Here is a 21,543-nt window from a genome sequence, read left to right on the forward strand (position 1 = left end):
AACAAAGATTTCAATTGTTTAATCGTACTCTATTTTTATGAATTATTTGATTAAATTATTTAGTATTTCTAATGCTTCAAATACAACTGCACTTGATTGAATTTCTTCTTTTTGTTTTTGTAAATACTTTTCTGAATAATCATTAACGGTAGTATTCTCGATATCATACGTGTTTTTTTCTACTGAAAAATCAAATTTTTCTTTGGTAAGTTCGTTTACTTTGTCAAAAATAAAGGAAGTTTCATTAATTTCTTTAAAAACTCCATCAAATGTTAATACTACAACTCTATCTTCTTTATTGTTTACAAAAGAATCAATGTCTTTATTGATAGCTAGAATTTTTTTGAAATAAGAATTAGTGTTTATTCTAGTTTTACTCGAAGCTATAATTTCAGAAAAATCATTATTATATACTTTGTAACGCGTATTTGTTATAATTTCATCATTATTTAAAACAGTTTTATATCTACTTTCTTTCGGAACAATATGTTCAAATAAATAAGGTAATTCTATATCAGGAATTATACCTGTTGCTTGATGGCTCTTTCCAGTTATTCTATAGAATTTTTGTATGGTTAAGTTTATAAAATCTTTATTTAAATTAGAGTCTTCCACAGGAATAATACTTTGCATTGTTGCTTTTCCATATGTAGGATTTCCTATAATAATAGCTCTTTTATAGTCTTGTAAAGCATTTGCAAATAATTCACTTGCTGATGCAGACATTCCGTTGACTAAAACAACTATGGGTTCATTAAAAATAGCACCTCTATTATAGTCTTTTAAAATAGTTTGGTTTTTTTCATTATCTATTGCAACTGCTATTGGACCAGCATCAATAAACATTCCTGCTAATTTTATAGCTTCATCTACATTTCCACCACCATTGTATTGCAAGTCAATTATTAATCCTTTTACTTTATCTTCTTTTAGCTTTATAATTTCTTTGGCTACATCATTTGATAATGTGTTTATACTGAATTCAGTAGAATAGAAGCTAGGAATTTTAATGTATCCAAAATTATTTTCTTGATTTAAAACATAACTATAGGCAGAGTTTTCAATAGCTTTCATTATTTTTTTCTCTATGAGAGCACTGAAAATTTCTCCATTTTTTTTTCGAAAGGTAATTTCAAGTTCTTTGTAATTATCAGAGGCTATATAATTTGATATTTGTTCTATAGAACTACAACTCACAGAAAACTCATCTTCTCTGTATTTAATCTTAAGTACTTGATCACCAGTTTCAATTTTGTCATTTTCAAAAGCCGAACTACCAGGAATAATCTCATTGACAAAAATCTCATCATTTTCATTAGCATCAAATAGCAAACCTAGGGAACTGTTATTAGAACTTACATTAGAAAGGAAACTGGATTTGTCATCATAAGAAAAATAATCTGTATGTGGATCAAAGTAGTTACAAAACGATTTAAAAAAAGTATTCTTTATTTCCTCTTCAAATGCTTTTTCATCTTTTAAAAGATTTAGAATTTTACATTTATAGGTGTCAAACGTTTTTATTTTTGCTTTGTTCGACAACTCAATAAAATGCATTTTTAATGAATCTTTATTTTTACTAATTAGAGCAATATCTTTTAGAGTTTCATAAGTAATTAATTTTTTTAAAATGCGTTTAATTCCTTCTTCATCTTTGTAAAAATTATTTTCACGTTTGGTAAAAAATAAAGTATCCTTTGTTGTAAGCGAAATGTTTTCTTTTTCTAAAAACTCAATTAGTTTTAGTTTTCTTTCTAATCCTTTTTTGTAATAAATAGCTATTTCATCTAGAAAGGCACATTTTTTATCTAATATATAATTATCAATATTGTATTTGTGTTTGGATAAAAGATCATATTCAGACTGTAAGAAAACATTTTTTTCTCTATCTAACTTTTCAATAATTGAATTAAAAACATATAAAGAAAGACTATCATCTACCAGTTTTGGTTGGTAATGATAGTCTTGTATAAGAGTATTTATTTTAAAAATAGTTATACCATTTTCTTGTTTATTTTGAGAGAAAATAAAATGTATAAAAAACAAGAAAGCATATAACTGTAATTTCATTTTAGAACTATTTTTTATAAAATGGTAATTTTACCACTTTAGCTTTTACATCTTTATTTCTGATTCTAATATAAATTTCAGAATCTACAGTAGATAAAGAAGTTGGAACATATCCTAAACCAATTGCAATTCCTAAAGATGGTGATTGTGTTCCAGAAGTTACAATTCCTACTACATTGCCGTTAGCATCTGCAATTTCGTAATCGTGACGAGGAATTCCTCTATCGACCATTTCAAAAGCAACTAATTTGCGAGAAACACCAGCTTCTTTTTGTTTTTTTAAATTTTCAGAATTGGTAAATTCTTTTGTGAATTTGGTTATCCAACCTAAACCCGCTTCTAATGGTGAAGTGCTATCATTGATATCATTACCGTATAAACAAAAGCCCATTTCTAAGCGCAAAGTATCTCTTGCAGCTAAACCAATTGGTTGTATACCAAAGGATGCTCCTGCTTCAAATACTTTGTTCCAGATTTGTTCTACCTCAGTATTTTTACAATAAATTTCAAATCCTCCAGAACCAGTATAACCTGTTGCAGAAATAATTACATGTTCGATTCCAGCAAAATCGGCTACTTCAAAATGATAATATTTAATTGCAGATAAATCAACTGAAGTTAAAGATTGCATCGCTTCTACTGCTTTAGGACCTTGAATAGCTAATAAAGAGTACTCGTCAGATAAATCTTTCATTTCGACACCTAAATCATTTTGGTCAGCAATCCAATTCCAATCTTTTTCAATGTTTGATGCGTTAACTACCAATAAATATTGCTCTTTTTTAACTCTATATATAATTAAATCATCTACAATTCCACCATCTTTATTTGGTAGACAAGAATACTGAGCTCGACCAATTTCTAAAACAGATGCATCATTTGAAGTTACTTTTTGTATTAATGCTAATGCATTTTCTCCAGTTAATAAAAATTCTCCCATGTGAGAAACATCAAAAACACCAACACCGTTTCTTACGGTTTCATGTTCTGCATTAACTCCTTCATATTGAACAGGCATATTATAACCTGCAAAAGGAATCATTTTTGCTCCTAAACTCTCGTGAATGTGTGATAAAGCTGTATTTTTCATCGTTTAAATTTTGTGGTGCTAAATTAATTAAAATTACTAGATATAAAAATGCTTGATAGAACATTATATTCTGTCAAGCATTTTTAAAGGAGGAGTGAACTTTTCTTTTTCTTAATTATTTTTTTAATTTTTATTTGTTGTATACGCATCTCTTATTTTTTCCTCTTTCTTAATTGTTTTTATATGTGGTTTTATTATTCTATTTAATTCATCTTCAGTTGTTTTTAATGCATTTGGATCGGTTTTTAGCGCTAACCAAGGTTTTGGTGCTTTAAAATCATATTTTCCAAAAATTATGACTGGAGTTCCTTTTACCTTAACAGAATCTTCATTTTCTAACACCCATTGTTCTGCAAAATTATAAAGCATTTTTGCATCTTTTTCCCTTAAACGCATGCAAGAATGAGAAGCAGGATAACCAGGTAATTCATATTGGTGAAAACCTACTCCAAGTCCATTTGCAATATTAAAATTCCATTTTAAATGCCATTCATCATTTACAGTGCTTATAGTTTCTTTTGCTTTCCAATTGGTAAAAAATAATCCAGTAGGAGTTAAAGCTATTTCTTTACCCATATTTGTAGGGCCTTCATGTGTTAAAATGCCATACTCATAGGTTGCAAATGTTTCACTTGGATAAGAGAAAAAGATAATTTTTTTTACAGAATCCAACGCTTTTATTTCAAAAGGGAAAGGTAAATAATAAGTAATATCACCAGATAAATCAGTTGGAACTAATATAGAGTCTGTTTTCTTTATATTTGTTTCATCCATTCTGTTTACTCCTAGAATGATATCTAATTCTTCTTGTTTTAGTGAATCTATATTAACCTTTTTTATATCCAAGTAAGAATAGGTAAAACTTTTAGGTTTTTTTCTTTCTGGAATTGTTCTTTTAAGCGTAGCATTAGGAATTGTTTCCTCTTTGTTACATGATGTAAGGATAAATGTAGATAATAGTATAAAGCCAGTAATTCGTTTCATATTTTATTTTTTTAGACATAATATTAAAATGAAATATTCCATGTCAATTATTATTATGTAAAATTGAAAAAAATACTAGCTTTTTGTTTTACATGATTTTTAAAATTAGTTATATAATTTTTTTTAGATTATTTTAAAAGGTGATTTTTTAAATCATTATAAGTACTAATTTTTATACTCTTTTTTTCTTTATTTAGCACACTTTCTATTTGTTTTGGGATGCTTAATTTGATTTTTAAAATAGGTTCAACTACATCTAAAAATTTAATGGGGTGAGCAGTTTCTAAGAAAAAACCAATACTTTCAGGATGATTTTTTAATTCTTTTATTAAACCTAAATAGCCTACAGCACCATGCGGTTCTGCTATATAATTAGATTTTGTATAAATCTCTTTCATTGCTACTTTGGTTTCTTCATCATTGTAAGTATATGAGGAGAAATCTTTTTCGAATGCTGTCAAATCATGATCATACATTTCTAGAATTCTAACAAAATTACTTGGATTACCTACGTCCATAGCATTTGAAATTGTTGCAATTGAAGGTTTAGGTTCATATTTTCCATTTTCTAGGAATCTTGGAACCGTATCATTGGCATTTGTTGTAGCTACGAAATGTTGGATAGATAATCCCATTTTTTTAGCGATTATCCCTGCACAAATATTCCCAAAATTGCCACTTGGACAAGAAGTAACTAAGGGTTTATTGTTTTTTTTCAATTCTTTATAGGCAAAAAAGAAATAAAACATTTGAGGTAACCAACGAGCAATATTTATAGAATTGGCAGAAGTTAAGTTTTTATGTTTTAAACTTTCATCTAAAAAAGCTTTTTTAACCATGTCTTGGCAATCATCAAAAACTCCATCAACTTCTAAAGCTGTTATGTTTTGTCCTAATGTGGTCAATTGTTTTTCTTGAATGTCACTTACTTTTTCAGAAGGGTAGAGGATGACTACATCAACTCCTTTTACATCAAGAAATCCACTAGCGACAGCTCCTCCAGTATCTCCGGATGTAGCAACTAACACGATGTTTTTCTGATTTTTATTTCTATTAAAATAGGCAATACATCGCGACATAAAACGTGCTCCAACATCTTTGAAAGCCATCGTTGGTCCATGGAATAGTTCTAATGAAAAGACATTCTCTTCTATTTTTACCAATGGAAATTCAAAAGATAAAGTTTCAGTAACAATTTTTTTTAATTCATCTTCTGGAATTTCATTGCCAACGTAAGGTCTGATTATCTCAAAAGCAATTTCAATATTGGATAAACTTTCAATAGTATCAAAAAATGCTTGAGGTAATTTTGGAATTTCTATTGGGAAATATAAACCTTTATCTGGTGCTAATCCATTAGTAACAGCTTCTTCAAAAGAAACTTGGTGATTTTTATTGTTTAGACTATAGTATTTCATTGTGAACTGTATGTTGTAAGTTTTATAATATATTTTATGACTTTAGATAACTTTTATTCCTTGTTCATTTACTTTTGAAATATAGAAATCAAAAGGGATATTGGTTCTGGAATAGCTGTTTTGCATAGCTTTTGCAACTTCTTTAGCCAAATTTTCTCCTTTACACAAAGCAAAAATTGAAGGTCCAGCACCAGAAATTCCAGCACCTAAAGCACCACTTTGTATGGCAGCAATTTTAACATCATCAAAATACGGGATGAGTTGTTTTCGAAAAGGTTCTACTAAAACATCATTTAAAGATCTACCTATTAACTCGTAATCATTTGTAAATAAACCGGCAATTAACCCTCCTAAATTTCCAGTTTGTGTAATTGCGTTTTTAAAAGGAACAGTTGGTTCAAGTACCGCTCTTGCATCAGCAGTTTTAACTTCAATATGCGGATGTAATACAACAGCATATAATTCACTAGGAGAAGCAATTTTAATAACATCTAAGGGGTTGTAACCTCTTACTAAAGTAAAACCACCCAATAGGCAAGGAGCAACGTTATCGGCATGTTCACTACCACTGGCAATGGCTTCACCTTTCATAGCAAAATCGACTAACTGATTTCTAGAAAGTGGTTTACCTAATAGTTCATTAACACCAAAAACAGCTCCAGCAGCACTTGCCGAAGAACTACCAATACCACTTCCTGCTCTTATTTTTTTGTGAATCTCGATTTCTATACCAAAATTATTTTCAACAGTATTTAGTAAAGCTAATGCTGCAACACCAGCTACATTTTTAGTTACTTCATAAGGTAAATTAGCACCTGTTATTTTGGTAATTTGAACACCTTTTGTTACTGATTTTCTAAAGATCATTTCATCACCAATATTTTCAAGACATAAACCCATAATATCAAATCCACAATTTAAATTGGCTATTGTTGCTGGGCAGAATATTTTTATTTCCATGATTTTCTGTTATACATTTCCAATTCTAATTACATCGGCAAAAATACCTGAAGCTGTTACTGCTGCACCAGCACCAGCACCTTTTATTAATAAGGGTTGATCAACATATCTATCCGTGTAAAACTGAACAATATTGTCTTTCCCTTCTAAATTATAAAAAGGACTATCTGATGGGATGAACTCTAAACCAACACTAGCTTTACCGTTTTCAAATGTGGCAACAAATTTTAATCGACTACTTTTTGCTTTGGCTTGAGCTAATAAATTTTCAAAATGTGATGTGTGCTTAATTAAAGAAGCGAAGAAATCCTCATTATTTGAAGTCAACATACATTCTTCGGGAAGAAAGGAATTGTTTATAATATCCTCAATTTCCATTTTGTAACCACTTTCTCTAATTAGTATTAGTATTTTTCTAGCTACATCAATTCCGCTTAAATCAATTTTTGGATCTGGTTCTGTGAAACCTTGTATACCTGCTTCTTTTACTACATCATGAAACGAGTAACTTTCACTAAAATTATTAAAGATAAAGTTTAAACTTCCCGATAAAACAGCTTGAATTTTATGGACTTTGTCTCCTGAAACGATAAGGTGTTTTAAGGTGTCGATTATTGGTAAACCTGCACCAACGTTAGTTTCAAATAAAAAGGGAGCATTGAATTTTCTTGATAAATTCTTTAAGTTTTTATAATTATCATATTGAGAAGATGCGGCAATTTTATTACAAGTAACAACGGCTATGTTATCTGTTAAAAATTGGTCATAAATAGTGGCTACTTCATTATTAGCTGTAATGTCAACAAAAATACTGTTACGATAATTACATGTCTTTGTTTTAGTAATAAATTCATTTCTATCAGCTTTTTCTCCTTCGTTTAATAATTGCTTCCAATCTTTTAGCGCAATTCCTTCTTCATCAAAATACATGTTTCTGGAGTTCGATAAAGCAATAACCCTTAAGTTTAGTTTTAAGTTTTCTTTTAAAAATTTCTTTTGTTGATAAATTTGATCAATGAATTTTTCACCTACATTACCCACACCCATAACAAATAAATTCAATTGTTTCGTGTTGTCTTCAAAGAAACGTTCGTGTAATGTATTTAATGCTTTTTGGACATCTTTTTTAGCTATAACTACTGAAATATTTCTTTCGGAAGCACCTTGAGCAATAGCACGAATATTGACATTGTTTTTACCTAAAGTACTAAACATTTTTCCACTTAAACCTTGGTGATTTTTCATATTTTCACCTACTAATGCAACAATACACAAATCTTTCTCTACAACACAGGCTTCAATTTTGTTTTGAGCTATTTCGATTTCAAAAGTTGTATCGATTGCTAATTTTGCTTCTTCAGCATCTTGATTTTGTATTCCAATACAAATTGAATGTTCAGATGATGCTTGAGTGATAAAAATAACATTTATCTTATGATTTGAAAGCGTTTCAAATAAGCGTTTAGAAGATCCTGAAACACCTATCATGCCAGATCCTTCAATTGTTATAAGCGCAATAGATTCTATATGAGAAATTCCTTTGATAGGATTTCCATTAGTTTTTGAGTCATTTGAAATTAATGTACCAAAAGCTTCTGGTTCAAAAGTGTTTTTAATCCAAATGGGAATATTTGAATTTAGTACAGGTTGTATAGTTGGTGGATATAAAACTTTAGCACCAAAATGAGATAATTCCATAGCTTCTTGATAAGATATAGAAGCTATAGGTTGGGCTTGTTTCACAATTTTTGGGTTGGCTGTAAACATTCCATTTACATCGGTCCAAATTTCTAAAGAAAATGCATTTACTGCAGCCGCTAAAATAGAGGCTGTATAATCAGAACCACCACGTCCTAGTGTTGTTGTGTTGCCATTAATTGATGATGCTATAAAACCAGGTAAAAGGACTACAGCTGCTTCTACATCTTTGAAGTAATTTTGAATTAATGTATTTGTTATTTTAAAATCGACTGTTGCTTTTCCAAAGTTTGCATTTGTTTTTATTATTTCCCTACTATCTTTAAAGAGAGAAGATGGGATTTTTTTTTCAAGTGCTACAGCAATAATTTGTGAAGATAATAATTCTCCAAAACTCAAAATAATATCTAAAGTGCGTGGAGTTAACTCACCTAATAAAAAACAACCATCAAGTAACGTTTTTAACTGTTCTAATTCTTCGTCTAAAATTACAACTAAGTCATTTTTTTTATCAGATGTAATTAACGCTTCTACAACTTCTAAATGTTTAGTCTTAATCAAATTTAATTGTTTACTATAATTCTTGTCTTTTTTTGCAGCTGTATTAGATGCTAAAAGTAATAAATCTGTTATACCGCTTAAAGCAGATACTACAACTATTAGTTTGTTGTTTTGTGATTTTTTTGTAACTATTTCAATTACTTTAGAGATATTTTGTGCATTGGCAACAGATGTTCCACCAAATTTTAATACGTTCATGATTGTTTATTTATAAAAATAGAATTAAAAATTTATTTTTCGAATGAAAAATATATAATATGGGATTATATGTAATAGAGTATACCCCTACGGGGTAATAATTGTTGTAATAACAAAAGAGCCAACCGGAGTAATGGTTGGAAAAAGGATCTTATATGATTTTTTGTTATTTAACATTATTCAAATATAGATTATATTTTTTTGTTCAAAAAATATGAAATGCATTTTTACGAATACTTTACTTTATACAGTTTTAAGTTGTATAAAAAATGGTTTTAATAAATTAGATACTATATGATTATCAATATGATAATAAAATAGTAGTTAAAATTGTTGCTTTTTAACATTTGTTTACGGAATTTTGGGCTTTTAATTACTGAAAATGGAGACAATACATTATATAACTTCTGATTTACTTTCGATCGACCAAATAGAGAAAATTATTTTACAAGATTTAAAATTAGAATTATCTGAAGAAGCTAGAGCTAATATTGATAAGTGTAGAAAGTATTTAAATGAAAAATTAAAATCCAATGAGAAGCCTATTTATGGAATTAATACAGGATTTGGTTCTTTGTGTAATGTTAAAATTTCGAATGAAAATTTATCTAAATTACAAGAAAATCTTGTAAAATCTCATGCTTGTGGTACAGGAGAAGAAGTTCCACTAGAGATTGTAAAAATAATGCTATTGTTAAAAATACAATCTTTGAGCTATGGACACTCTGGAGTTCAACTTGAAACGGTTGAACGTTTGATAGATTTTTACAATAATGATGTATTACCAGTTATTTATAATCAAGGTTCGCTTGGTGCAAGTGGAGATTTAGCTCCATTAGCTCACTTGTCACTTCCATTAATAGGAGAAGGAGAAGTGTATCAAGATGGATTTAGACAACCTACTTCTAAAGTGCTTGAGAAAATGGATTGGAATCCTATTTCTTTACAATCTAAAGAAGGTTTGGCATTGTTAAATGGAACTCAATTTATGAGTGCATATGGAGTCTATATTTTAATTAAATCTACTAAACTTTCTTATTTAGCTGATGTTATTGGAGCAATTTCATTAGAGGGCTTTGATGGAAGATTGGAGCCATTTACGGATTTGATTCATTTAATTCGTCCTCATAAAGGTCAAGTACAGACTGCTGAACATATTAGAGAACTATTAGAAGGTAGCGAAATTATTGAACAAGAGAAGAAACATGTTCAAGATCCTTATTCTTTTAGATGTATTCCGCAAGTTCATGGAGCTAGTAAAGACACCATAGATTATGTGAAAAGGATCTTTCGTACTGAGATTAATTCGGTTACTGATAATCCTAATATTTTTGTGGGTGAAGATATCATTGTTTCAGGTGGAAATTTTCATGGACAACCTTTAGCTTTAGCCTTAGACTTTCTAGGTATAGCTTTAGCCGAATTTGGAAGTATATCTGAAAGAAGGACTTATCAATTAATATCTGGTTTAAGAGATTTACCAGCTTTTTTAGTTAGTGATCCAGGTTTAAATTCAGGTTTTATGATTCCACAATATACTGCAGCAAGTATTGTTAGTCAAAATAAACAATTGGCTACACCTGCTAGTATTGATAGTATCGTTTCTAGTAATGGTCAAGAAGACCATGTGAGTATGGGAGCTAATGCAGCAACTAAAACTTTACGAATTATAGATAATTTAGAACGTATTTTAGCAATTGAACTGTTAAATGCTTCGCAGGCAATAGAGTTTAGAAGACCTTTAAAATCAAGTGAATTTATTGAAATGTTTTTAAAATCATACAGAGAAGAAGTATCTTTTGTTGATGAAGATAGAATTTTGCATTATGATATTGAAAAAACAATTTCTTTTTTGCAGAGTTTTCAAATTGAATTAGAGAACTAGTTTATAAATTATAAAAGCTTAAAAAGTCTTATTGAGTTTCTTATCAATAAGACTTTCTTTATTATATTAAAGGAATAAACTCAAAATTCCAAGAATTGCAGGAATTCCTTGTATAAAAAATATTTTTTTAGACACTGAAAAAGCACCATAGATTCCTGCAATAAGTACACAATTTAGGAAAAACAGAGCTATATTTTTTGACCATATGCCATCTGTAATAAAAAGAGACCAAATTAAGCCAGCAGCTAGAAATCCATTATATAACCCTTGGTTTGCTGCCATTACTTTTGTTTTATCAAACATATCTGATGGAATAGTTTTAAATACTTTTCTTCCAACTGTAGTCCAAACAAACATTTCTAACCAAAAAATGTAAAGGTGAATGAATGCAACTAGCCCGATAATAATTTGCGATAAAATACTCATAATTGATTTGTTTTAAATGTTTAAGTTAAATTATTTTTAATTCTTCTGTCTGGAATAATCCATAATATTGCTACTAATATATATAAAATTGGAGCTATCCATGAAACAAATTGTAATGACAGAATTCCTATAGCATAAATTACAATCGAAATTTTACCTTTGAAATCTTTACCTATTGCTTTTAATAGAAGAGATTTATTTCCCTCGGAATCAATTATTCTATTACTTAAAAGCCAATATGATACAGCAGCCATTAGTAAAATGAAGCCATATAAAGACATAGGATCACAATGAGTTATGTTTTCACCAACCCATGCAGTAGTAAATGGAATTAAAGACAGCCAAAATAAAAGATTCATATTTGCCCATAAAATGCCACTTGTTAATTTATTAACTGTATGCATCAAATGATGGTGATTGTTCCAATAAATAGCTAAATAGATAAAACTTAATACATAGCTTAAGAATTTTGGTGCTAGAATTGCCAAATTCTTAAATTCATATCCTTCTGGTACTTTTAATTCAAGTACCATTATAGTTATTATAATAGCTAAAACACCATCGCTAAAAGTTTCTAGTCTATTTTTTTTCATGTAGTAAAAATTTAATTATTTGAACTATTAAATATAAAAATGCTACTATTAGAATTGGAACAACTAGTATATTGAAAATTACGCATAGTAATGGAAAATCAATCATTTTTGATATGGCACCCAATAGGACAAATAGAAGTACAATTAATATTAAATAAAAAGAAAGGGTTTTAATTGCTTAATCATAAATGTATAAGTGAATAAATTTTCCTTTGGTTATATATTAAAATTATTTCCATTTAAAATTCTTTTCAATGGCTTTAATCATTTCTCCAGCAATGTCTTTGTTAGTTGCGCCCTCAATTCCTTCTAAGCCAGGTGAAGAATTTACCTCTAATAATAAAGGACCTTTACTTGACCGTATAATATCTACACCTGCAACTTTTAAATCCATTGCTTTAGCAGCTTTTATTGCAATTTTCTTTTCATCTGGAGTAACTTTAACAATAGAAGCAGTTCCTCCCATATGAATATTGGCTCTAAATTCTCCTGGTGCAGCTTCTCTTTGCATCGCAGCTACCACTTTACCATCTACCACAAATAGACGTAAATCTTTACCATTAGCCTCTTTAATAAATTCTTGCACTAAGATGTTAGCATTTAGACTTTTAAAAGCATTTATTACAGATTCTGCAGCTTTCTTAGTTTCGGCCAAAACAACACCTTTACCTTGGGTTCCTTCTAAAAGTTTTACTATTAATGGAGAACCACCAACCATTTTGATTAGGTCATCTGTGTCCAATGGAGAGTTAGCAAAACCAGTTGTAGGAATATCTACTCCATTGTTCAAAAGAAGTTGTAAAGAGAATAATTTATCTCTAGATTGCGTAATTGCGGCAGCATTGTTTAATGCAAATACTTTTAATGCTTCAAACTGACGTGTTAATGCACAGCCATAATAGGTCATACTTGGTCTTATTCTTGGTATAACAGCATCAAAATCATTTAAAATTTTACCGCCTCTATAATGAATTTCAGGATTATCTGCATCTAATTTCATATAGCAATATTTCAAATTAAGAAAATGCATTTCATGTCCTCTCAATTCACCAGCTTCTATTATACGCTTGTTACTATATAGTTCAGGATTACTGGCTAAAAGTCCAATTCGTAAACCTTTCTTTTCTGTAGAATTATCAAAATAAAATTCTTTTAATTTTTCATTTGTTGGTTGACCTAATAAATATTTTTTTTCTGGATCAACTAATATTCTTCCAGACATAGCTTCTCTACCTAATAACATTCTAAACCCCATAGAATCTCTATTAGTAAGAGTCAGTTCAACTTCCCACTTTTTACCTCCAATTTCTAAATTTGTTTTTATAACAAATCTTCTTTCTCTAAAACCACTTGAACTTTTTACAATTCTTTGATCTACTAATTGAGCCTCACAATGAATTATAGTTTTGGCATTATTTTGAATCGGGTTAATATCAAATTTAACCCAGTCAACACCATCTTTTTGAAATGATTTTAGGTTAGTTGCATGTAGAGCAGAAGTTTTTGCTCCAGAATCTACTCTTGCTTTTATAGTTGGAATTGCTAAGCTTGGGAATGAACACCATTCTTCACTACCAACGATTACTTTGTCTTGCATTTTTATTCTTTAATTTTGACTCTAAAGTAGTATTTTATTTTAAATTTTATAATCTTTTGTACGAGAAAAAAAAACCTACTATTTAGTAGGTTTTTCTGATTTTTTAATCTTTATGGTCAATTCGTTGGAAGATTCATCTAGATCCATGAAGATTTGGTCACCCTCATGAATTTTAGAAGTTATTATTTCTTCAGCGAGAGCATCCTCAACGTATTTTTGAATAGCCCTCTTTAGCGGTCTTGCACCAAACTGTTTATCAAAACCTTTTTCAGCAATGTAGTCTTTCGCTTTTTCAGATAATTTTAAATCATACCCTAGATCTTTTACTCTTAGGTATAATTTATCCATTTCTATATCAATAATTAAATCGATATCTACTTTTTCTAATGCATTAAATACAATTACATCATCAATACGATTTAAGAATTCTGGTGCAAAGGCTTTTTTCAATGCATTTTCAATGATTCCTTTTGAATGATCATCTGCTTGAAGTGTTTTTGCTGTAGTTCCAAAACCAACTCCTTGCCCAAAATCTTTTAATTGACGAGCACCTACATTGGATGTCATTATAATTATGGTGTTTCTGAAATCTATTTTACGACCTAAACTATCTGTTAAATGACCATCATCTAGTACTTGAAGCATCATATTAAATACATCAGGATGCGCTTTTTCAATTTCATCAAGAAGAATTACACAATATGGTTTTCTTCTCACTTTTTCAGTTAATTGACCACCTTCTTCATAACCGACATAACCCGGAGGAGCTCCAACTAGTCTTGATATTGCGAATTTCTCCATGTATTCACTCATGTCAATACGGATTAAGGCATCTTCTGAGTCGAATAATTCTTTTGCTAAAACTTTAGCAAGTTGTGTTTTACCGACACCAGTTTGACCTAAAAATATGAAAGAACCAATAGGTTTATTAGGATCTTTTAAGCCTGCTCTATTTCTTTGTATTGCTTTTGCTATTTTTTCAACAGCATCATTTTGACCAATAACTTTTCCTTTTATTAATTCAGGAAGTATTGCTAATTTATTACTTTCAGTTTGAGCAATTCTATTTACTGGAATTCCTGTCATCATTGAAACTACATCTGCCACATTGTCTTCAGTAACAGTAACACGATTAGTTTTAGCATCTTCTTCCCATTGTTCTTGAGCAATTGCTAATTCTTTTTCAATACGTTTTTCGTCATCCCTTAACTTAGCAGCTTCTTCATATTTTTGCTTTTTGACAACTGTGTTTTTTAATTCTCGTACATCTTCTAATTGTTTTTCTAATTCCAAAATTTGTTTTGGAACATCAATATTAATAATATGTACTCTAGATCCAGCTTCGTCTAAAGCATCAATAGCTTTGTCTGGTAGAAAACGATCTGTCATATATCTATTTGTAAGCTTAACACATGCTTCAATTGCCTCATCAGTATAAGTTACATTATGATGATCTTCATATTTACCTTTTATATTATTTAAAATAGTTATTGTTTCATCTACAGAAGTAGGTTCTACAATAACTTTTTGAAAACGTCTTTCTAAAGCACCGTCTTTTTCAATATACTGACGGTATTCATCAAGAGTTGTTGCACCTACACATTGAATTTCACCTCTTGCTAAAGCTGGTTTAAACATATTTGAAGCATCAAGTGAACCTGTTGCTCCACCTGCACCAACAATAGTATGAATTTCATCTATGAATAAGATAATGTCATCATTTTTTTCTAACTCATTCATGACAGCTTTCATCCTTTCTTCAAACTGACCACGGTATTTTGTTCCAGCAACAAGACTTGCTAAGTCTAAAGTAACTACTCTTTTATTAAATAAAATTCTTGAAACTTTTTTCTTAACAATACGCAAGGCTAATCCTTCAGCTATTGCCGATTTTCCAACACCAGGTTCACCTATTAATAAAGGATTGTTTTTCTTTCTTCGGCTTAATATTTGTGAAACTCTTTCAATCTCTTTTTCACGACCAACTACTGGATCTAGTTTTCCTTCTTCAGCCATTTCAGTTAGATCGCGACCAAAATTGTCTAAAACAGGAGTTTTAGATTTTTTATTGGTTTTATTTCCAGAAGTAGGGTTGTTAAAACCACTATCTCTAGTACCTTCCTCTTGTCCAGAATCTTCATTAAACTCTGCTTTAGGTAGGTCTTCTGTATAATCATTTTCGTTTGTTATCATAGCGGTGTATTGATCTTTAATCAATTCGTAATCTAATTTTAATTTATTTAATAATTTGGTTGTTGGGTCATTTTCATTACGCAAAATACACAACAACAAATGAGCTGTACTAATAGTTGCACTATTATATAACTTAGCTTCTAAAAAAGTAGTTTTTAAGGCTCTTTCTGCTTGACGGGTAAGATGAAGGTTCTTTTTATCATTACTTTGAATCGAAACAGTACTAGAAGGACTTAAAACTTCAACTTTTTTTCTTAGATAATCAAAATCTACTGCAAGATTATTTAAGATAGCCATTGCTTTCCCTTGACCTTCCCTAAGCAAACCCAGTATAAGATGCTCAGTTCCAATAAAGTCATGCCCTAATCTCAAGGCTTCTTCTTTGCTGAAAGAAATAACATCTTTAACTCTTGGTGAAAAATTATCGTCCATATGTGAAAATTGTAATTGTAAATATACTAAGATATCAGTTAATAAGCAAAAAATATGCCTTTTATAGAATGATTAGCTAAGTGACAAAAAAAATCTGATAAAAAAAAATTCTTGTCAGTTCTTTTGATATGTTTTTTCAAGAATAGATTGTTAATAAATCGTTTATATTTGTCAATCAAATGAGGGGAAAAAATGAGAAAAAGCTGTATATTGGCACGTTAAAGAAAAAATATAATTTTAATATAAATACTTATGTCTGAAGGAGAAAAATTAATTCCTATTAACATTGAAGATGAAATGAAATCAGCTTACATTGATTATTCAATGTCAGTTATTGTATCGAGAGCACTTCCAGATGTTAGAGATGGTTTAAAACCTGTACATCGAAGAGTATTATTTGGTATGCATGAATTAGGAATTAGGTCTAATAGTGCTTATAAAAAATCAGCAAGAATTGTTGGAGAAGTTTTAGGTAAGTACCACCCTCATGGAGATACATCTGTATATGACGCTATGGTTCGTATGGCTCAAGAATGGAGTTTACGATATTTAATGGTTGATGGTCAAGGTAACTTTGGTTCTGTAGATGGTGATAGCCCTGCTGCAATGCGTTACACTGAGGCAAGAATGCGTAAGATATCTGAAGATATGTTGGCAGATATTGAAAAAGAAACTGTTGATTTTCAATTGAATTTTGATGATTCGTTAGAAGAGCCTAAAGTTTTACCTACAAAAGTTCCTACATTATTAATTAATGGTGCTTCCGGTATCGCTGTTGGTATGGCTACAAACATGCCTCCTCATAATATTTCTGAAGTCATTGATGGTACTTTAGCATATATTGATAATAATGACATCGAAATTGATGAATTGATGCAGTATGTAAAAGCACCTGATTTTCCAACTGGCGGAATTATTTATGGTTATGAAGGTGTAAGAGAAGCTTTTAAAACAGGAAGAGGACGTATTGTAATGCGTGCTAAAGCTGGTTTTGAAGAATCTAATAGTAGAGAGGCTATTATTGTAACGGAAATTCCTTATCAAGTGAATAAAGCCGATATGATTAAAAAGACGGCAGATTTAGTAAATGATAAGAAAATTGAAGGAATAGCAACTATAAGAGATGAATCGGATAGAAATGGTATGCGTATTGTTTATGAATTAAAACGCGATGCTGTTCCTAATGTTGTTTTAAATACATTATATAAGTATACTCAACTTCAAACTTCATTTAGTGTAAATAATATTGCATTAGTAAATGGTAGACCAGAGATGTTGAATCTTAAAGATTTAATACATTATTTTGTTGAACATAGACATGAAGTTGTAGTTCGTAGAGCGCAATATGAATTAAGAAAGGCAGAGGAGAGAGCTCATATATTGGAAGGGTTAATTATTGCTTCAGATAATATTGATGAAGTTATTGCTTTAATTCGTTCATCTAAAGATGGTGAAGAGGCTAGAAATAAATTAATAGAAAGATTTAAATTATCTGAAATTCAAGCTAAGGCTATTGTAGAAATGCGTCTACGTCAGCTAACAGGTCTTGAACAAGATAAGTTACGTGCTGAATATGAGGAGATTATGAAGTTGATTAATGGTTTGAAAGAATTATTGGCAAGTAAAGAATTGCGAATGGAACTTATTAAATCAGAATTAGCAGAAATGAAAGAGAAATATGGAGACGAAAGACGTTCTGTAATAGAGTATGCAGGTGGAGATGTAAGTATTGAAGATTTAATAGCAGATGAGCAGGTTGTAGTTACTATTTCTCATGCAGGCTATATTAAAAGAACTTCATTGACAGAATATAAAACTCAAAATAGAGGAGGAGTTGGTCAAAAAAGTGCTGCTACTAGAGATCAAGATTTCTTAGAGCATTTGTTCGTTGCAACAAATCATCAATATTTGATGTATTTTACACAAAAAGGAAAATGTTACTGGATGCGTGTTTTTGAAATTCCTGAAGGGACAAAAGTGAGTAAAGGAAGAGCTATTCAAAATCTTATAAATATCGAGCCAGATGATAAAGTTAAAGCTTTTATTTGTACACAAGATTTGAAAGACGAAGAGTATATAAACAGTCATTTTGTCATAATGGCTACTAAAAAAGGTCAGGTTAAGAAGACACCATTAGAACAATATTCACGCCCTCGTCAGAATGGGATTAATGCTATTACGATTAAGGAGGATGATGAGTTACTAGAAGCAAAATTAACGACAGGAAACAGTCAAGTTTTAATAGCGGTTAAGTCTGGTAAATTAGTTCGTTTTGAGGAAAGTAAGACACGTCCTATGGGTAGAACTGCTTCAGGTGTTAGAGGTATAACTTTAGCTAATGATAAGGATGAAGTAATAGGAATGGTTTCGGTTGAAGGAAAAGACGTAAATGAATCTCAAATTTTAGTTGTTACTGAAAATGGTTATGGTAAAAGAACTAAATTAGAAGAAGAAGGAGAAGCTATTTATAGGATTACTAATAGAGGAGGTAAAGGAGTTAAAACATTAAATATTACTGAAAAAACAGGTGCTTTAGTGTCTATTAATAATGTTACCGATGCAGATGATTTGATGATTATTAATAAATCAGGATTAACAATTAGAATGGAAGTTTCTGATTTACGTGTGATGGGTAGAGCTACTCAAGGAGTTCGTTTGATTAATTTAAAAGGGAAAGATTCTATTGCTGCAGTAACTAAGGTATTAAGAGAAGAAGAGTCTGAAATTGATCTAGAAATGGATGATCCTGAAAATTCTGGTACAGAATTTGATGAAACAAATACTAGTGAAACAAATGAATAAAAAATATAAAGCCCAAAATTAATTTTGGGCTTTATATTGAAGATTAAACTATAAAAAAAGATTAGAAAAATGAAACAATTATTTTTAGGAGTTGTTGCCTTAATTTCAATTACTACTTTTGGTCAAAAGGATGAGCTGAAAGTATTAAAAAAGATTTACAATAAAGATGTAATTTCTAATGAAGATTTAAATAATTATAAAGAAGCATCGGATAAGCTAAATGCTATAGCATCATCGGAATCTGATAAGGTGTATGCTAAACTATTTAAAGTGATGTATACTGCTGTTGAATTTGATTCGAAAGGAGCAAATGCAACTATGAAAGATAAAGCTAAATTATTTAATCCAGATTTCTTAGCTGAATATGGAGTTACTATTGATAAAACTATTGCTTTTGAGAAAAAATCTGGAAAAAAAATATATTCAGATGATTTAATTAGAAAAAAATATGAGTTTAGAGATTTTCTTTACGGAAATGCATCAAGGCTTTTTCAAGAATCAAATTACAGAGAAGCTTCATTGATGTTTCATAATTTATATGTTTTTGATCCTAAAAACGAAGGAATTGCTCTTAATAACTCTGCAGAATTAGCGGTACAGGCTCAAGACTATCTCTTAGCTGAAAAATTTTATGAAGATTTAAAGGAAAGTAATTATTTAAAAAACGGAATTAATTACTATGCCACTCCAAAAACAACTGGAAAAGAATCTTTGTATCCTAATAAAGAAGATAGAGATAGACAGGTTCAATTAGGTCTTACAGAAAATCCAAGAGAGGAAAAAATGTCATCTAAAAAACCTGAGATTTATAAGATGCTTGCTTTGATTGCATTACAAAATAAGGATATAGAAAAGACTAAAAAAACGTTGGCAGAAGCTAAAGTTTTGAACCCTAATGATTCTGAATTGATTGATGCGGAATTTCAATTATATTTTACTCTAGGTTATGATTATTTAAAAGATGATAGTAAGTTAGTAGATGAAATTAATGCAAGTGTAGCTGATAAAGCCAAATATGACCAACTAATGGAAAAAAGAAAGAAATTATTTAAGTCATCTTTGCCGTATCTTGAAAAGGCATATCAATTAAAAGCTACAGATGGTAATACCAAAATTTTATTGCGATCTGCTTATGAAATTCTTGATATGAAGGATAAGGCTGCCACTATTAATTAATTTTGTAGGTATATCACACAAATAAAAAAATCCCACTTTAGACTGCATCCAAAATTTTAGACAAATTTATAATTAATTTTGATAATAATGAGTTCGATATTGTATCGGGCTCATTTTGTTTAAATTTGATTTAATTCTTTGATTGTTGTAATAGATTATATACTGTTTAATTTCTTTTTTAAGTTGTTCTATTGATTTGATTTTTTGCGTGTAAAACATTTCTGATTTTAATATTCCGAAGAAGTTTTCAATAATTGCATTATCCAAGCAATTTCCTTTTCTTGACATACTTTGTTTGATTCCTTTTCTCTTTAGTAATTTTTGGTATTGTTTCATTTGATATTGCTAACCTTGATCTGAATGGAGTATCAAATTAGTATTATTTGGTATTTTCTTAAATGCTTTTTTAAACATTGTTACAACTTGACTAAATACAGGTCTATCTGTTAATTCATAACTAATTATTTCTTGATTAAACAAGTCAATTATTGGTGATAAATACAATTTGTTTCCAGAGACATTAAATTCAGTTATATCAGTTGCCCATTTTTGATTTGGAGCCGAAGCTTTAAAATTACGTTCCAAAATATTTGGTGCTATTTTACCATTCTCACCTCTGTATGATTTGTGTTTTTTGATCCTAATAATACTTTTTAGTCCTAATGTTTTCATTAGTTTCAAAAATGTTTTGTGATTGATAATTATTCCTTTGTTTTGAAGTTCATTAGTTATTCGTCTATAACCATAACGCCCTTTATGCTTGTGATAAATAGAGATAATGAGTTCTTTAATTAATTTGTATTTGTCGATTAGTTGCTGTTTTTTTTCATAGTAATAATAACTACTTCGTGCCATATTGATATGATTTAATAAAATATTTAAATCATATTGATGCCTTAATTCTATTATGACTTGCGCTTTATGTTTTTGATTTCTTCGGCTTGAACTAAGGCATTGAACTTTTTTAAAATAGCATTTTCATATTTCAATGATTCTATTTCCAGTAAAAGTTCTTCTTCTCTGGTTAGTGGTTTGTCTGTTTTACGTTTTTTACGCTTATAATCACTCATGATTTTTGGTCTTCCTTTGGGTTTAACCTTCAAGCCTTCAATGCCAAAAGTAGTAAAATCTTTTTGCCATTTTATAATAACTGATTCTGAAGTAATGTTAAACTTCAAACAGGTCTCACTTAGAGATAAAAAATCATCAACAATAGAGTTAAAAACCTTTAACTTAAAATCTGTTGAGTAATTTTGATTTTTCCTAGGCAAAAGACCTATTTTGTCATATTGTTTGTAAGACCCAACCCATTTACGAATGTTAGATTTATTAGGTCCTTTTTCTTTAGAAACTGATTCACAAGAATAATGAAATTCTAAAACTAATTTTACACATTCTAATTTAAATGCATAATCATACTTGACTTTTCTTTCCATAAAAACACCCTCAAATAGTGTCTA

The 21,543-nt window shown here is 29.7% G+C and carries 15 protein-coding genes and 1 pseudogene; 3 read left to right on the top strand and 13 right to left on the bottom strand.

All coding sequences use genetic code 11. From position 1 onward, the window contains the following. Positions 1-42: 42 nt before the first annotated feature. From FIA58_RS01050 to thrA, 6 genes are all read right to left on the bottom strand, one after another. Positions 43-2,070, bottom strand: coding sequence for a S41 family peptidase (locus FIA58_RS01050; RefSeq protein ID WP_140959129.1), 2,028 nt, complete (start codon positions 2,068-2,070; stop codon positions 43-45). A 7-nt stretch (positions 2,071-2,077) separates the two neighbouring features. Further along, positions 2,078-3,160 (bottom strand): glycine cleavage system aminomethyltransferase GcvT, encoded by a 1,083-nt coding sequence (gene gcvT, locus FIA58_RS01055; RefSeq protein ID WP_140959131.1) that lies wholly within the window; start codon positions 3,158-3,160, stop codon positions 2,078-2,080. A gap of 123 nt (positions 3,161-3,283) precedes the next feature. Then, positions 3,284-4,144 (bottom strand): L,D-transpeptidase, encoded by an 861-nt coding sequence (locus FIA58_RS01060; RefSeq protein WP_140959133.1) that lies wholly within the window; start codon positions 4,142-4,144, stop codon positions 3,284-3,286. A gap of 128 nt (positions 4,145-4,272) precedes the next feature. Beyond that, positions 4,273-5,562, bottom strand: coding sequence for a threonine synthase (gene thrC / locus FIA58_RS01065; protein ID WP_140959135.1), 1,290 nt, complete (start codon positions 5,560-5,562; stop codon positions 4,273-4,275). A gap of 42 nt (positions 5,563-5,604) precedes the next feature. Continuing rightward, positions 5,605-6,525 carry a homoserine kinase gene (locus tag FIA58_RS01070; RefSeq protein WP_317167859.1) on the bottom strand — a complete coding sequence of 307 codons (921 nt, stop codon included), beginning with the start codon at positions 6,523-6,525 and terminating at the stop codon, positions 5,605-5,607. 6 nt (positions 6,526-6,531) lie between these two features. Then, positions 6,532-8,979, bottom strand: a complete 2,448-nt coding sequence (gene thrA, locus FIA58_RS01075; RefSeq protein ID WP_140959139.1) for a bifunctional aspartate kinase/homoserine dehydrogenase I — start codon at positions 8,977-8,979, stop codon at positions 6,532-6,534. A 382-nt stretch (positions 8,980-9,361) separates the two neighbouring features. Between thrA and hutH the strand changes: the two genes are divergently transcribed. Further along, positions 9,362-10,864 carry a histidine ammonia-lyase gene (gene hutH / locus FIA58_RS01080; protein ID WP_140959141.1) on the top strand — a complete coding sequence of 501 codons (1,503 nt, stop codon included), beginning with the start codon at positions 9,362-9,364 and terminating at the stop codon, positions 10,862-10,864. Positions 10,865-10,930: 66 nt separating this feature from the next. On the opposite strand, the gene FIA58_RS01085 is transcribed toward hutH, so the two are convergent. The 4 genes from FIA58_RS01085 to FIA58_RS01100 all read right to left on the bottom strand — a co-directional run bounded on the left by FIA58_RS01085 (position 10,931) and on the right by FIA58_RS01100 (position 16,105). After that, complete coding sequence (locus FIA58_RS01085) at positions 10,931-11,290, bottom strand: DUF1304 domain-containing protein (protein WP_208022734.1); 360 nt, start codon at positions 11,288-11,290, stop codon at positions 10,931-10,933. 20 nt (positions 11,291-11,310) lie between these two features. After that, a complete protein-coding gene (locus tag FIA58_RS01090; RefSeq protein WP_140959145.1) occupies positions 11,311-11,883 on the bottom strand; it encodes a TMEM175 family protein in 573 nt (190 codons plus the stop codon). A gap of 229 nt (positions 11,884-12,112) precedes the next feature. Then, entirely contained in the window at positions 12,113-13,480 is a 1,368-nt protein-coding gene (gene rimK / locus FIA58_RS01095; RefSeq protein ID WP_140959147.1) for a 30S ribosomal protein S6--L-glutamate ligase, read from the bottom strand. A 78-nt stretch (positions 13,481-13,558) separates the two neighbouring features. Next, positions 13,559-16,105, bottom strand: a complete 2,547-nt coding sequence (locus FIA58_RS01100) for an ATP-dependent Clp protease ATP-binding subunit (RefSeq protein ID WP_140959149.1) — start codon at positions 16,103-16,105, stop codon at positions 13,559-13,561. Positions 16,106-16,357: 252 nt separating this feature from the next. On the opposite strand from FIA58_RS01100, the gene gyrA reads away from it, so the two are divergent. Continuing rightward, positions 16,358-18,907: a DNA gyrase subunit A gene (gene gyrA / locus FIA58_RS01105; protein WP_140959151.1), complete on the top strand. Its 2,550-nt coding sequence runs from the start codon at positions 16,358-16,360 to the stop codon at positions 18,905-18,907. A gap of 69 nt (positions 18,908-18,976) precedes the next feature. Beyond that, positions 18,977-20,083, top strand: coding sequence for a hypothetical protein (locus FIA58_RS01110; RefSeq protein ID WP_140959153.1), 1,107 nt, complete (start codon positions 18,977-18,979; stop codon positions 20,081-20,083). A gap of 72 nt (positions 20,084-20,155) precedes the next feature. On the opposite strand, the gene FIA58_RS01115 is transcribed toward FIA58_RS01110, so the two are convergent. The 3 genes and pseudogenes from FIA58_RS01115 to FIA58_RS01125 form a co-directional block, all read right to left on the bottom strand. Continuing rightward, positions 20,156-20,419 carry an IS3 family transposase gene (locus FIA58_RS01115; RefSeq protein WP_140959155.1) on the bottom strand — a complete coding sequence of 88 codons (264 nt, stop codon included), beginning with the start codon at positions 20,417-20,419 and terminating at the stop codon, positions 20,156-20,158. A gap of 9 nt (positions 20,420-20,428) precedes the next feature. Then, positions 20,429-20,995 (bottom strand): annotated as a pseudogene (locus FIA58_RS01120) (IS3 family transposase); the annotation flags it as partial. Further along, positions 20,989-21,519, bottom strand: coding sequence for a transposase (locus FIA58_RS01125; protein ID WP_140959159.1), 531 nt, complete (start codon positions 21,517-21,519; stop codon positions 20,989-20,991). The gene FIA58_RS01125 and the pseudogene FIA58_RS01120, both read right to left, overlap by 7 nt. Positions 21,520-21,543: the final 24 nt, after the last annotated feature.

This window comes from Flavobacterium jejuense, assembly GCF_006491595.2.
Taxonomy (GTDB): domain Bacteria; phylum Bacteroidota; class Bacteroidia; order Flavobacteriales; family Flavobacteriaceae; genus Flavobacterium; species Flavobacterium jejuense.

Excerpts from the sequence above, each read along its gene's own strand:
- FIA58_RS01100 (WP_140959149.1), bottom strand. The coding sequence starts at position 16,105 with ATGGACGATAATTTTTCACCAAGAGTTAAAGATGTTATTTCTTTCAGC.
- FIA58_RS01060 (WP_140959133.1), bottom strand. The coding sequence starts at position 4,144 with ATGAAACGAATTACTGGCTTTATACTATTATCTACATTTATCCTTACA.
- gcvT (WP_140959131.1), bottom strand. The coding sequence starts at position 3,160 with ATGAAAAATACAGCTTTATCACACATTCACGAGAGTTTAGGAGCAAAA.
- gyrA (WP_140959151.1), top strand. The coding sequence starts at position 16,358 with ATGTCTGAAGGAGAAAAATTAATTCCTATTAACATTGAAGATGAAATG.
- thrA (WP_140959139.1), bottom strand. The coding sequence starts at position 8,979 with ATGAACGTATTAAAATTTGGTGGAACATCTGTTGCCAATGCACAAAAT.
- hutH (WP_140959141.1), top strand. The coding sequence starts at position 9,362 with ATGGAGACAATACATTATATAACTTCTGATTTACTTTCGATCGACCAA.
- FIA58_RS01110 (WP_140959153.1), top strand. The coding sequence starts at position 18,977 with ATGAAACAATTATTTTTAGGAGTTGTTGCCTTAATTTCAATTACTACT.
- FIA58_RS01125 (WP_140959159.1), bottom strand. The coding sequence starts at position 21,519 with ATGGAAAGAAAAGTCAAGTATGATTATGCATTTAAATTAGAATGTGTA.
- rimK (WP_140959147.1), bottom strand. The coding sequence starts at position 13,480 with ATGCAAGACAAAGTAATCGTTGGTAGTGAAGAATGGTGTTCATTCCCA.
- FIA58_RS01090 (WP_140959145.1), bottom strand. The coding sequence starts at position 11,883 with ATGAAAAAAAATAGACTAGAAACTTTTAGCGATGGTGTTTTAGCTATT.
- FIA58_RS01115 (WP_140959155.1), bottom strand. The coding sequence starts at position 20,419 with ATGAAACAATACCAAAAATTACTAAAGAGAAAAGGAATCAAACAAAGT.
- FIA58_RS01050 (WP_140959129.1), bottom strand. The coding sequence starts at position 2,070 with ATGAAATTACAGTTATATGCTTTCTTGTTTTTTATACATTTTATTTTC.
- FIA58_RS01085 (WP_208022734.1), bottom strand. The coding sequence starts at position 11,290 with ATGAGTATTTTATCGCAAATTATTATCGGGCTAGTTGCATTCATTCAC.
- thrC (WP_140959135.1), bottom strand. The coding sequence starts at position 5,562 with ATGAAATACTATAGTCTAAACAATAAAAATCACCAAGTTTCTTTTGAA.